Origin of the sequence: Sorangium aterium, from assembly GCF_028368935.1 — a bacterium.
GTDB lineage: Bacteria > Myxococcota_A > Polyangia > Polyangiales > Polyangiaceae > Sorangium > Sorangium atrum.
In genome coordinates this window covers 631744-645616 of the sequence record NZ_JAQNDK010000003.1, presented here as the reverse complement: position 1 = coordinate 645616, position 13873 = coordinate 631744, and the positions used below count along the sequence as shown (strand labels likewise).

The 13873-nt window shown below is 67.6% G+C and carries 4 protein-coding genes; all 4 read right to left on the bottom strand.

Going from position 1 to position 13873, the window contains the following annotated elements; translation table 11 throughout:
• Nucleotides 1–3: 3 nt before the first annotated feature.
• On the bottom strand, nt 4–981 hold the full coding sequence (locus tag POL72_RS26720; protein WP_272098406.1) for an alpha-ketoacid dehydrogenase subunit beta: 978 nt from the start codon (nt 979–981) through the stop codon (nt 4–6).
• A gap of 10 nt (nt 982–991) precedes the next feature.
• Nucleotides 992–2083 carry a thiamine pyrophosphate-dependent enzyme gene (locus POL72_RS26715; protein ID WP_272098404.1) on the bottom strand — a complete coding sequence of 364 codons (1092 nt, stop codon included), beginning with the start codon at nt 2081–2083 and terminating at the stop codon, nt 992–994.
• Entirely contained in the window at nt 2080–6675 is a 4596-nt protein-coding gene (locus POL72_RS26710; protein ID WP_272098402.1) for a beta-ketoacyl synthase N-terminal-like domain-containing protein, read from the bottom strand. Before POL72_RS26710 ends, POL72_RS26715 begins: the two co-directional genes overlap by 4 nt.
• A gap of 83 nt (nt 6676–6758) precedes the next feature.
• Nucleotides 6759–13856 (bottom strand): SDR family NAD(P)-dependent oxidoreductase, encoded by a 7098-nt coding sequence (locus tag POL72_RS26705; protein WP_373372245.1) that lies wholly within the window; start codon nt 13854–13856, stop codon nt 6759–6761.
• Between the last annotated feature and the right edge of the window lie 17 nt (nt 13857–13873).

Below are 13873 nucleotides of genomic sequence, written 5' to 3'. Positions count from 1 at the left end.
GTCCTACGCCGCGAGCACTTGCTTGATGGCGTCAACGACCCGCGCCCAGTCAGGGCGGTGATAGTGTTCGACGCTGTAATAAGGGTACGGAGCGTCGTACCCGCTCACGCGCACCACTGGCGCGCGCAGGTCATACAGGGCTTCTTCCGCCGCGAGCGCCGCGATCTCGCTGGCCAGGCTGCATGACCTCGGCGACTCCTGCACGATCACCACGCGGCCGCTGGCCCTCACCGCGTCCAGGATGCCCGCTCTGTCGAGCGGCGAGAGCGTACGCACATCGCAAATGTGCGCCGAGACTCCCTCCTCGCGGACGACATCCGCCGCCTGCACGGCGACGTCGATCATCGCCCCCCACGCGATCAGCGTGACGTCGCTCCCCTCACGCACCGTGCGCACCGACCCGAGCGGGACGATGTGCTCCGTCTCCGGCACCTCGCCCCGCGCGTGGCGATAGAGCTTCTTCGGCTCGAGAAACACCACTGGGTCCTGCGCGCGGAGCGCTGCGGTCAGGAGCCCTTTCGCGTCCGCGGGCGTCGAGGGCATGACAACGACAAGGCCGGGTGTGTGGCAATAATACGCCTCCGGCGAGTCGGAGTGCAGCTCGGGGGCCTTCACGCCGCCGCCGCACGGCATGCGGATCACCATCGGCATCGCTGCGGCGCCCCGCGTCCGCCACCGGTACCTGCTCACGTGGGTGAAGATCTGGTTCAGCGCCGGATAGCTGAAAGCGTCGAACTGGAGCTCGCAGACCGGCCGCCAGCCCGAGAGACACAATCCAACGGCCATCCCCACGATCCCCGCTTCGGAGATGGGCGCGTCCACGACGCGATCGGCGCCGAAGGTCTGCTGCAGATCGGCGGTCACGCGGAACACACCGCCGCTGCGCCCGATGTCCTGGCCGAGCAGCATCGCGCGCGGATTTCTGTGTAGCTCTTCTCGAAGAGCAAGGTTAATCGCGTCAGCGAATGCGAGTAGGGTCATCTACCGATCCTCACGGTGATCCGTAGCGGGTGCGCACGGCGCGGAGTCGCTCCATGTCGCTCCGCATGGCTGGAGTTTGCTCTTCGAGGACGTGCTGAAAGATCAGCTCTGGGTCGGCGGTCGGGAGCGCCTCCGCCTTGACGATGCCCGCGGCCACCGAGGCCAGCGCTTCCGATCGGTACTGGGCCGCCTGCTCGTCGCTGAGCAGCCCGCGCGCCCGAAGGTATGCCTCCATTTGCCCGAGGCACTCCTCGCGCCGCGCCTTTTCAGCCTCCACATCGTCGCGGTACGCGCTTGGATCGTCCGGAAACGCGTGGGCTTGCGCCCGATAGATCACACATTCGATGAAGACGGGCCCCCCCCCGTCGCGAGCCCGCTCGGCCCCCTGCCGGGTGGCTTCGTAGACCGCGAGCACGTCGTTTCCGTCGACGCGCACGCTTGGAATGCCGTAACCCACCGCCTTGTCCGCCAGGTACATCGCCCGAGTCTGGCGCGATACGGGGGTGCTGATCGCCCATTGATTGTTCGTGCACACGAGCAAGACAGGGGCCCGCGTCACCGCGGCGAAATTGGCTCCTTCGTGGAACTCGCCCTCCGACGTGGCGCCGTCGCCGAAGAAGACCGCCGCGACCGTGTCGCGCCCTTGCAGCTTCTCGCCCCAAGCGAACCCCGCCGCGTGGGGGACGTGAGAGGCCACCGGAATGCAAATCGAGCCAACTCGCCACTCGTGGGGATTCCAGAACCCCTCGGGCTGACCGCGGCACCCCGCCAGGATCGCCTCGGGCGACATGCCCCGGAGCAGGCACAGCTTGTTCTCGCGGTACGACGGGAAAGCCCAGTCGGTGTCGCGCAGGGCCGCCATGACGCCCACGTGGATCGCCTCATGGCCCCACGAGATCGCCCAGGTGCCGATGCGACCGTGCCGGTGGTACACGAGCGCCCGCTCGTCGAGCACGCGGAGCGCGACCATCTGCCGATACATCATCAGCGCGTGCGAGTCGTCCGCCACGTCCGCGTGCGGGACATTCGACGCGTCGGGAGTGCCAAGGACGCGAAACAGCTCCGGGGAGTCACCGCGGCGGAGCGCCCATTCACATTTCATCTCTCATCCCCCATGTCCGAGGTCGCAAAAACGAGGTCTCCGTTGGCCCGACTCTTGACATGGGCGCCCATCCCGTCGCGCTCTCGCGCCGCGCCGCTCCGGCCGGAAGCCGACGTCGCCAGCAGGTCCGCCTGAATGTGCTCAACCATCGGGCGCAGCGTCCGCTCCCCCATGATGCTGAAGTGGTTGCCCTCGATGACCCGGACGAGCAGGTTCGGAATGTAACGAGACCAGCCGTTGTCGGGCTTGGCGCCCAGCGCGTTGAAATCGGCGATCGTGTCTTCGTTGATGAACGCGTTCAGGTTGTCGATCACATCGTCGACCCCGTCGCTGGCCGCCCGCGGAATGCCCTCGTGCATCGTTACGTGGACCTGCCGCATCGTGTCCCTGGCGACCGAGGCCTCGAGCGGTTGATTGGCCTTGTACAGGATGGTCCGCCCCGGAAACTCGCGCGGGTCGTACACGATGTTCGCGATTCGCTCGGTGGCGAGGTTCTTCCGGAGCAGGCTCCGGAACGAGCCGTCTTCTGAGTTGGGCAGCGAGTGCTTGATGACGTTGTCGAGCGCCACCAGCTTCTCGCGCTCGTTCATCACATAGGTGTCCAACAGGTAGAGCGTGCCTACCTGCTCGCCGCTCGCCCGGAGCTGCTGCGCCATCTCGAAGGCGATCATCCCGCCGCGCGACCACCCGCCGAGATAGTAGGGGCCGCGCGGTTGGACCTCTCGCAGATGGCGGAGGTACACTGCCGCGAGCTCGGTGACGGTGCGGATCAGCGGCTCGCCGCTGTACAGGTTGTACGACTCGATGGCGTAGAGCGGCTGGCTCTTGTCGAGGTAGGTGGAGAGCTTGATGTACGCCTCGGCCCCCGCCCCGCCGGGGTGGACGAGAAAGAGGGGCACCTTGTGCCCCGCCGTGTTGAAGCTCAAGAACGGCACGTAGCGCGCCCCAGCGGGTACACTCGAGGGCTGCACCACCCCGGTTCGCTTGAGAACGAGCCGCTTCCGCTCGGGGGCGGAAGGAGACTCGGGAGCGTGGCTCGCCGGATCCGCGGTCCGGACGGGCGGCTCCGCCGCCGCTGGTGGCTCCGCCGCCGCTGCCGGCGCGGGGCTCGCGACCGACTCCGACCCCCTCGAGACCGTCGAGTCAGCGGTCGACGCAGCCGCGCCCTCGATGATCGAGGTGAGGCGGTCGAGCACGTCGCCCACGCGCGTGACGTCGTAGAGCGCCGCGGCCGTCAGGCGAAGCCCAAAGACCTCGTTGACTCGCATCACGAACTGCATCGTCATGACCGAGTCGACGCCTAGGCTGGTGAGCTCGGCGTCTCGATCGATCTTCGACTCGGGCAGTAGCAAGATGTCACTCAAAATGCGCACGCTCTTGGCGTAAACGTGCGACGCCGCGGGTTGCTCCGAACGCCCAGCGTCCTCGACTCGATCGACCGAGCGCAGCGCCGACGCCGGCGGCGCTGACACCGGCGGCGCCGACACCGGCGGCGCTGACACCGGCGGCGCCGACATCACGTGAGGCGCCGTCGTGTGCTCGGTGGGCGGCGCGGTGCGATGGTCGAACCAGCAATGCTCGGTGGCGAAGGGGTAGAGCGGCGCGTCAAGCAAGCGGGCACCAGGCGTAACGCGCGCCCAGTCGACCTCAGCACCTTCGATGTAAAGCGCCCCGATCGAGCGCAAGACCGCTCGAAGCTCTTCGCCGTCGCCGCACTCTGCGAGCCGGCGGTAGGCGGTCTCGAAGGCGGCCGCCGCGTGCCGCTCCGGCTTGACGCGGGCGTTCGACGACAGGACCGACGGGGGCGCTTCCCCCCGTAGCACGGCGTCGAGCGCCGCGCGGAGCTCGTCGACGCTCTGCACGACAAACGCGTGCCGCGACGCCCAATGGGCGCGAGTCCTGTTCAACGTGAACGCCAAGTCGGCCAGCGAGACGTCGCCGACCACCGCCAACCAATCGCGGAGCTCGGTCACGCGCGTGCTCCGCGCACGCTCGTTCCGGGCCGAAATGCCGATCAACACGTGGGACCGCGGACTGCCCTCCGCCGGGACGTACCGAGGCGGCGCCTCTTCGAGCACCACGTGGGCGTACGTCCCTCCGAACCCAAAAGAGCTGACCCCGGCTCTGCGCGGCTCACCCGCCCGCGCGGGCCAGTGCCGTTTCTCGGCGGGGATGTAGATCGCGCTCCCCTCGAGGCTGATGTACGGATTGAGCTTCCGAAAACCGTGCAACGCGGGAATTGTCTCGTTCTGCATGGCCAGCACGGTCCGGATGACGCCGGTGATGCCGGCCGCCCCTTCGGTGTGACCCACCTGCGCCTTGGCCGACCCGACCGCGCAGAAGCCCGGTTCGGCCGTGTGCGCAGCAAACGCGGCCTTGATCGCGTTGATCTCGATGGGATCCCCGAGCGGAGTACCCGTGCCGTGCGCCTCGATGTAGCCGATGCGCGTGGGGTCGACCCCCGCGTTCTGCCACGCCTCGCGCATGACTTCGGTCTCCATCTTGGTGTTGGGCGCGGTCGGCGACGGCGTGTAGCCTCCGTGGTTCACCGCGGAGCCGGTGATGACGGCGTGGATCCGATCACCGTCCGCGATCGCGGCGGAGAGCGGCTTGAGCAAACAAACGCCGACCGCTTCCCCGGGGACGTAGCCGTCCGCGCGCTCGTCGAACGTGTGGCAACGCCCCGTCGGAGACAACGCGCCGATGCTGCAGAAATAGCGATAGTGCCAGGAGCTGAGCAGCAGGTTGACGCCCGCCACAAATGCGAGATCACATTTGCCCCGGCGCAGCGCGTCGCTGGCCATGTCGAGGGCGACGAGCGACGACGAGCACGCGGTATCAATGGTGAGGCTCGGCCCGCGCAGATCGAGGAAAAATGAAGGTCGGTTCGCGAGCATGGTCGCGGCGTTGCCGGTCCCGTCGTGAGGATCAACGACCTTGCCGACCCGGCCCATCTCCTGCGCGTAGTCGTAGAAGCAGCAGCCGACGAACACACCCGCTCGAGAGCCGCGTATCTTGACGCCGTAACCGGCGTTCTCGGCGGCGTGATAGAGCGTTTGCAACAGCAGGCGCTGCTGCGGGTCCATGAGCTCCGCCTCTCGTCGCGATATGCCGAAAAATTCCGCGTCGAACTCGGCGACGTCGCTCACGAACGAGCCCCACTTCGCGTAGGTCTTGTCGGCCTGTCGCGTGCCCGCCTCGAACCAGGGCCGGTAGTCCCAATGGTCGAGCGGCACCTCCCGCACCACATCCCGATCGAGCGCGGTGTTCCGCCAGAACGCCTCGAGATCCGGCGCCTCCGCCCAGCGCCCCGCCATCCCGATGATGGCGATGCGCTCGTCGGCTTGCCGGGGCGCGCTGCTCTGGACCGGCTTCGCGGCCGGCGTCGGCCGCGGAGGGGACTCAACGGTCACGCCGCAGAACGCGCGAAATTTCTCGCCGTATTCCTGGGCGAAAAAGGCGGTGAGGTCGCGCAAGTTCGGATATTCGAAGAACACCGTCGGATAGAGCTGAACACCGACCTCCTTCTCGATGCTGGCTGCGAGACCGACGAGCTGATTCGAATCGATCCCGAGATCCATGAAGTTGGTCTTAGGATCGAGGGGCCTTGACGAGCCGACCAACGCTTCCAATTTGCGAACGACGTAGCTCTCGACGAGATCGGTCGAGTCCGAAGTGCGAGCCTCGACGCCGTGGGCGACCAGAGGCGCCGGCGTGACGTCGCGCCTCGCCTGCTCCGCGGTCGCCGAGCTGTTCGTCGCTCGAATGCGTTTGCAGGTGAAGCCTCGGACGTCGACGAGCACGCTGCCGCTCGCGTCCACGAGCACGATGTCGATGATCGTGACCTCGTCGTTGGCCTTGACCAGCCGGGAGACGCTGAAGCAGCGGGCGGGGACCGCGGCATACTGCGTGAGCGAGCCGATAAAAATTGGAATGAAGGGCTTGGAGCGCGCGCCCTCCGGCAGGAGGACCGCCGCGGAGAGAATCGCCCCATCCAGCAGCGCGGGATGGACGCTCTCGTAGGTCGTCTCGAAGGCGAGCACGTCCGAGAGCGCGAGCTCGCCGATCGCTCGATCACCCCTCACGTGGACCTTGCGGACCGTGTGGAGCGAAGGGCCGTGCTCGATGCCGTCGCGCCGCCCGTAGAGATCGTGCCCCGGAACAACCGCCGACGCCGCGCGCAGCTCCGCCTCGAGCTCGATCGCCGGAGGCCGCCCGCCCGGGGCAGGCACGTACTCACCGTGAGCCGGGATGCGCGAGCCGCCTGCCCCGTCCGCGTGTGTGAAGAGCGCGCGGAACTTTGTTTCGCCCGCGTGCTCCTCGATCTCCACCGAGACGTGACATGGGACGCCGGCGCGCACCTTCATGGGTTCGACGAAGGTGACGCGTTGGAGCGCGCACGCACCGCCGGTGCGCCCGGTCCGCCTCCACGCGTCGAGCGCCAGGCTCACGTACGTGACACCGAGCAGGACGGGCTCGCTCTGCACGAGGTGATCGCGGACGTACGCGTCCCCGAGCGAGAACTGGCGCGAGAACGCGGCGTCCGTCGCCGAGGGGCGCTGCTCGCCGCGCAGCGTGACGATTCGTCGCATCGCATCGTCGCGCGACAGCTCGCCTCGCTCGACACTCTCGAAGATTTTCCGTAAAGCCGTGTCCATTTGCCCGCTCCCTCGCGTCAAAGTGCCTGCGCGGTCATTCGCGTCGCTTGTTCCGAGCTCAGCTCGCCCCGCTCGAGGCGGCTGAGGATGTCCCACAGATGGCGTTCGTCGTGCCTCGGCGCCGGGGTTTTCCCGTCCGCCCAGAAGCGCCGACGCCGAAACGGTTGAGGGGGGCGCTCTTGCCGTTGCGCCGGCACCGATCGAGGCGCTTCCTCCACGATCATGTGGCAGTTGGTGCCGCCGAAACCGAACGACGAGATCCCCGCCCGGCGCACTCCCTTGAGCGGGCGCCACTCCTGCGTGCCCCGGACCGGGTAGAACGGCGATTGCTCGAACTGGAATCGCGCGTGGGGCTCGTCGCAGTGGAGCGTCGCGGGGATTGTCCCGTGCTGGAGCGACAAGATCACCTTGATCAAGCTCGCGATCCCGGCGGCCCGCATCAGGTGCCCCACGCTGGATTTCACCGAACCGATGCCGCAGTACCGCTTCGCCTCGGTCTGCTTGGAGTACGCCTTGGAAGCGGCCTTGACCTCGATGGGATCGCCGAGCAGCGTCCCCGTGCCGTGCGCCTCGAGGTACGAAATGGTGTCAGCCGACACCGAGGCGTTGGCGAGCGCCAGCTCGATCACCGCCTCCTGCGCCGCCTGATTCGGCACGGTCAAGCCCATCGTGCGGCCGTCGTTATTGACCGCCGATCCCAGGATGACGCCGAGGATCCGGTCACCGTCCTTCACGGCCTGGTCGTATCGTTTGAGCAGAACGAGCCCCGCGCCCTCGCCGAGGACGAAGCCGTTCGCCTTCTCGTCGAAGACGCGGCAAACGCCGGTATCCGACAGGACGCTGGCGCGGCTGAACGATACGAACTGGCGGTCGTCCAGGAGGAGCCCGATGCCACCCGCAACAGCCATGTCCACGGACCCGTCGACCAGCGCCTTGCAGGCGTCGTGCACCGCGATCAGCGCCGAGGCGCAGGCGGCGTCGATGGTCTGGGCCGCGCCTTTGAGGTTGTAGAAGTCGGCGACCCGGGCCGCGACCATGTTCGAAATGGTGCTCACGACGGCCTTGGCGAGCTGCTTGTCGCTCAGGTTGCCCTCGACCAGGTTGATGTAGCTGCTCTGCGACGCGCCGAGGAGCACGGCGATGTTTCGCCCCTCGATCTCGCGGCGTGCATACCCCGCCCGGTCAAACAACTCCTGGGTCAGCTCGAGGACGATGCGCTGCTGGGGATCCATCACCACCGCGTCCTCGTCGGCGACGCCGAAGAACTCGTTGTCGAAGAGATCCACGCCTTCGATGAAGCCGCCCCACTTCGAGTAGGATCTGCCGGCGCTCTTATCGGGGCTAAACGATCGACCGACGTCCCAGCGATCGGGCGGCACCTCGGTGACCAGGCACTTTTCGCCCCGCAAATTCTCCCAGAACGACTCCGGGCTCGGAGAACCCGGGAAGCGGCAAGCCATCCCGATCACGGCGATCCGGCGATCGGGCGCCCGCTCAGCGGGCACCGGCGCGGCGGCAGGCGACCGCGAAGGCGCGATCGGCTCCATGGACGGGGCCGGAGCTTCCGTCCGCACGCCGTTCGCCTTGGCGCTCGGCTCCCGGACGAAACCCTCGGCGACCAGCGCCTTCGCGAGCTGATGGACGGTCGGATTCTCGAGGATCATGCTGGGCGGCACTGGCAAGTGGACGTGCTGCTCGATCGCCGACAGGATCTTCATCATGAGGATCGAATCGACTCCCAGCGTGTCGAACGGCGCGTCGGGGTCGACGTCGGCAGCGTCGAGCCCGAGGGTCGCCACGCAGATCTGAGTCAACATGGCGACAGCGGCCTGCTCTCGTTGACCGGGATCGCCGCCCGTCCGCTGCGGCGGGGGCTCGTGCATCGCCGCGACAGGCCCGCGCTCGATCGCGCCCGCAGTGACCGTTGATACCTTGACGTCGTCGCCTTCCAGGCCGAGGTAACGAGAGACGGCGGAGACGCGCCCGCGTGCCACGGCGACACGCGGAACGCCCCGCGCGAGGATCGTCCGGAACGCGTCCATCCCCTCCCCCGTCTCGAGCGGCTCAAGACCGAACGCGTCTCGCAGCCGCTGCTCGATCTCGGCGGTGACCTGCATTCCGCCGTCCCGCCAGAGCGGCCAGTCGATGGCTACGGTGATCCCCGAGCATTCACCTCTCTCGCGCTGCCCTTCGCGCCACGCCGCAAAGTGGCCGAGAAAGGCGTTGGCGGTCGCGTAGTCCACCTGGCCCACGTTCCCCTTCAGCGCCGCCAGCGACGAGAACGCGGCGAAGAAATCGAGATGATGGCGCGCGGTGGCTCGATGGAGGTGAACCGCGCCGAACACCTTCGGCGACACGACGCGTTCGAAGTCTGCGCGTGTCTTGTTGACGAGAAGCGAATCGTTGAGCACGCCGGCCGCGTGGATGATTCCGCGCAGCGCGCCGAGCTTGTTTTGGATCGCCGGGATCAACGCGTCGACCTCGTCCGCGCATGCAACGTCGCAGGAGAAGTACTCGACGGCCGCCGCGCCCGCGCGGCGCAGCGGCTCGAGCTTGGCTTCGATCATCGGATCGCGGGCGTGCCGCCCGACGAGCGCGAGGCGGGCGCCGAACTCCGACGCGAGCCAATGCGCGACGTGACGACCCACGCCGCCCATGCCGCCCGTGACGAGGTAGACACCACCGGCGACCGGCGCCGCCGCGACCGCCGACGTGCCGGCAGCGTCGGCCTCCAGGCGTCGCACACCCATGAAGCGCGATTGCCGGGGATCGACCCACCGCACGTGGCGCGGCGCGCCCTTGCTGAACAGATCTCGTGCGAGCACGTCGACCAGCACCGACGGCGCACGGCACGCGTCTCCAAGCCCAACAACCCGGAGGTCGTAGTCCGGCTTTTCCCGGACGACGCTCTCCGCAAAACCAGCCATCATCGCGTCGGCGCCGGCCAGCGGGTCATCCGTAAGGTACGCATGCAGGAGGCGAAGCTTCCTCGTCCCTGCCCGAGCCGAGGCGGCGACGAGATCGAACGTCGCGAGCGGGCCCGTCGCTATTCTGTCCTCCAGCGATTCCCCGGCCCCGCCGCGTTGCGCGCCGTGGATGGACCAAAGGTTGAGCACGTGACTCACCGCGATGCCACCGGCCGCAAGAGCGCTCCACAGCCGAGCAAAGTCCTCCGGGCGACTTGGGTCGACGCAGTATTCGGCCGGACCGAGCTGCGCGAACGGCCCGTCGGGGGTCACCGAGATGATCGGCATCCGATGCTGCCTCTCGGAACACCAGGATTGGAGTGCACTCGAGAGACCAGCTCGCCCCTCGAGCACCAGCACGCCACGCGCAGCGGCCAGGTCGATCGGCACCTCCCCGGCGGGGCGGTCGCGCCAGTCGACCTCACACAACACGACGCGCGGGCTCGTCGGCGCCTGGATGGATTGCGTCTTGTTCGCATACTTCCGAACGGTGAGATTCTCGATGCTGACCCGCACCTGCCCATCGAGCGCGATCAGCTTGAGATCGACCTGACGCGACAGGCTGGGACCGGGGCCTTTGGATGGTTTGACATCCACGACGACGTACAGTTCGGAGTCGACGGGCCCGTACACCTCCACGGCATCCATGCTGAACGGAACCGACGAACCTTCGCCCTCGTCCTGCGCGAACCCGATGAGACTTTGAAGCGCACCGTCGAGGAGACCGGCCACAACGAGCTCTCCGCCTCGCGAAGGACGCGCCTCGATCTTCGCCACGAGCTTGGTACCCGCGCGCTGAACCCATTGCAGCGTTCGGAAGCTCGGGCCGTAGTCGATCCCGAGCCGCGCGAACTTCGCGTAGATCTCCGCGCCCTTCAAGACCGTGACCGCCTGCTCGAGGAGGGGCGCGAGGGCCACCGGGGGCGGGATCCGGGCGAGGTCCCTCTCCTCCCAGGAGCCGCGGCAATGAACGACGGTTCGCCCCGCTTCGTCGGTCGAGCTAAAGACGAACCGTCCGGCCTCTTCAAGCGACAAACGAAGTCGCGGCGCCGAGCCGCGGACCCGGCAGGCGTCGAGCCAGACGCACCCGAAGAGCCGGACGGCCCGCTTGCCGCCGCGTTCGAGCGCGGCGCGGATCAGCTCCAGATACTGCACCGCTGGAACGATCGACTGCCCGGCGATTCGATGATCGGCCAACGTCGGCTGCTCCTCGGAGAGCTCGAACGTCTCGACCCCATGGCTCGGTTCCAAAACCGGCGTCGCGAACGAACCGCGGGAGAGGCCAGCGCCGTTCTCATACGCGCCGTTCTCGCGCGCACCATTGTGATGAGCACCGTTCTCCTGGACCCGGGGGCTCACTCGATGCGACGGAGCCAGAGCCGGAGACGCCTTGCTCGCCGAGTCATTGGACGACACCTCGATCCAGCACCGACGCCTCTGGAACGGATAACCGGGCAAGCTTAAAGGGCGGGAGCGTTCTCCCTCGTGCAGAATCGCCCAATCGACGTCCAGCCCTCTCGCGTAGAGCGCCCCGAGGACCGTCAGCTTGCGCGCGTAGCTCGCATCGTCTAGGCCGTCTCGCCGCCGGACCTGCTCGATCACGATGGTGAGCACCTCCGTGAAAAGGAGCGCGTCGGAGGCGCTCGTCTCCTTGGCTGAAGCGGGCCCAAGGACGACGCGCGGCCCCGCCTCGCCGCGGCGAGCGGCCTCCAGCAATTGTTGGAGCTCGCTCACCGACGAGGCAATCAGCGCGACGCGATGTGCAAAATGCGCGCGGCGGCGGTTCAGCGTGTAGCTCAGAGCTTGAAGGTCGATACGGCCATCAGCCTCGGTCAAGGCCTCGGAGAGAGCCGCCAACCTCTGCCGGAGGGCGTCGGGCGTCCGCGCCGAGACCGCAAACAGGTAAGCCGGTTTGGGCGTGCTCGGGGCGATCGGCAATGCAGGCGGCTCGTCCACGATCAAGTGGGCATTGGTGCCGCTGAACCCGAACGAGCTGATCGCGGAGCGCCGCGGCGCGCCCTGCGGCGCCTCCCATGCGGCTACCTCGGTCTGAACCGTGAACGGCGTCTCCTCGAAGGCGATGTGCCGATTCGAACGCTCGTAATGGAGCGATGGCACGAGGGTGCGGTGCTTCATGCACAGCAGCACCTTGATCAGGCTCACGACGCCGGCGGCGCCCGACGTGTGGCCGATGTTGCCTTTCACCGAGCCGAGCGCGCAGAAGCGCGACTTCTGCGTGAACGTGCGAAACGCCCCGCTGAGCGCCTCTACCTCGATCGGATCGCCGAGCTTGGTCCCCGTGCCGTGAGCCTCGACGTACTGGATGCTCTCCGGGTGAATCCCCGTCCTCTCATACAGCTCGACGAACAGCGCCTTCTGCGAGATCGAGCTCGGCGCCGTGATCCCGTTGGTCCTGCCGTCTTGATTCGTCAGAGACCCCCGAACGATCCCCCAGATCCTGTCTCCGTCAGCGATCGCGTCGCTCAAACGTTTCAGGACGACGACGCCGACCCCCTCGCTGGGAGCGATACCGTCGGCTCCGTCGTCGAACGGCGAGCACACCCCCCGGGGCGAGAGCATCCCGAGCTTGCTCATTCCGATGTACGACGACTCGGTCAGATAGCAGGTCACGCCGCCGGCGATCATCATATCGGTGTGCCGGTTCTTGAGCGACTCACACGCCAGATGAATGGCCACGAGAGACGACGAGCATGCCGTGTTGATGGTGAGCGCCGGGCCCTTGAGGTTCAGGAAGTACGACGGACGTGAGGCGAGCATCGACTCGGCGATGCCCGTCGTGCCGTGCTCGCTGGGGCTGGAGCCCGACCGGATGATCACCTCTTGGTAATCATTGTTCATGATTCCGGCGTAGACGCCCACACGCCTGCCGCGCACGTCGTCCGGCGTGTAGCCAGCGTCCTCGAGCGCCGACCAGCACTCCTCGAGAAAGAGGCGGTGCTGGGGATCGATCCAGCTCGCCTCGGCAGGCGAGATATTGAAGAAGAGCGGGTCGAACTTGTCGACGTCGTCGAGAAATCCCCCCCACTTGCTGTATGTTTTGCCCGGCGCGTGGCGATCCGGATCGAACCAGAGCTGCGGATCCCAACGCTCGTGGGGCACCTCTCGCACCGAGTCGCGACCTTGGTAGAGATTGACCCAGAACTCGCGCGCATCGCGCGCGCCGGGTACACGGCAAGAGAGCCCGACGACTGCGATCGGTTCGTCCGGATCCGCGGCGCGGGCCGCCGGTGCTTGGGCCGGCGCTTCACGCCGCACCTCGGAAGCCGCGCTCGGCGGCGCTTCACGCCGCACCTCCGGAGCCGCGCTCGGCGGCGCTTCACGCCGCACCTCCGGAGCCGCGCTCGGCGGCGCTTCCCGCCGCACTTCCGACACCGCGCTCGGCGGCGCTTCACGCCGCACCTCCGGAGCCGCGCTCGGCGGCGCTTCACGCCGCACCTCCGACACCGCGCGATGCACGATCGGACGACTCCTGGACCCGTTGCTTTCCTCTGGTGAGCGGCCGCCCGCGTGGGACGCCTCTGCGAGGATCTCCGCGACGTGCTCGGCGAGCTCGGCGATGCTGGGATAGCTGTAAAGAATACTCGCCGGCAGCTCGGTTCCCCACGCCTGATTGCAGCGCTTGACGATCTCGACGCCCAGGATCGAGTCGACCCCTATCTCTGCGAAGGCCGCCGCGTCCTTCAAGTCGTTCGGCGAGACGAGCAGCCCTGCCGCCACGACCTCACGAAGCTCTCTACGGATTTCGGCCTGCGCGCGCGTCGGAGGCGGCGCGGTCCGGGGGGCCGCGCTCTCCGCCGGGGGCGTGTCCACCTCCGCCGGGGGCGCGTCCACGATGGACGACGGCGCAGGGCCGACGATGCCCACTGGCTTCAGGGAAATGCGCGACCCCCGAGGCGCTTCGACTCCAGGGCCGTCGATGTGCTCCGCCAGCGCGCGGATCGAGGGCAGGTCGTAAAGAGCCGTGCTCTTCAGCTCCACGCCGAATGCGCGGTTGACCTTCTTCACGACTTCGACCGCGAGGATCGAGTCGATCCCGAGCTCGGAGAACGATGCATCGGCGTCCAACTGCTCGTGGCTCAGCAGCAGTTCGTCGGCCACAATCTGCTTCAGGCGGCTGCTCGTGCTCACTTTCGCGCGCTCCAATC

Coding starts and splice junctions, on each gene's coding strand:
- POL72_RS26715 (WP_272098404.1), bottom strand. CDS start 2,083: ATGAAATGTGAATGGGCGCTCCGCCGCGGTGACTCCCCGGAGCTGTTT.
- POL72_RS26710 (WP_272098402.1), bottom strand. CDS start 6,675: ATGCGACGAATCGTCACGCTGCGCGGCGAGCAGCGCCCCTCGGCGACG.
- POL72_RS26720 (WP_272098406.1), bottom strand. CDS start 981: ATGACCCTACTCGCATTCGCTGACGCGATTAACCTTGCTCTTCGAGAA.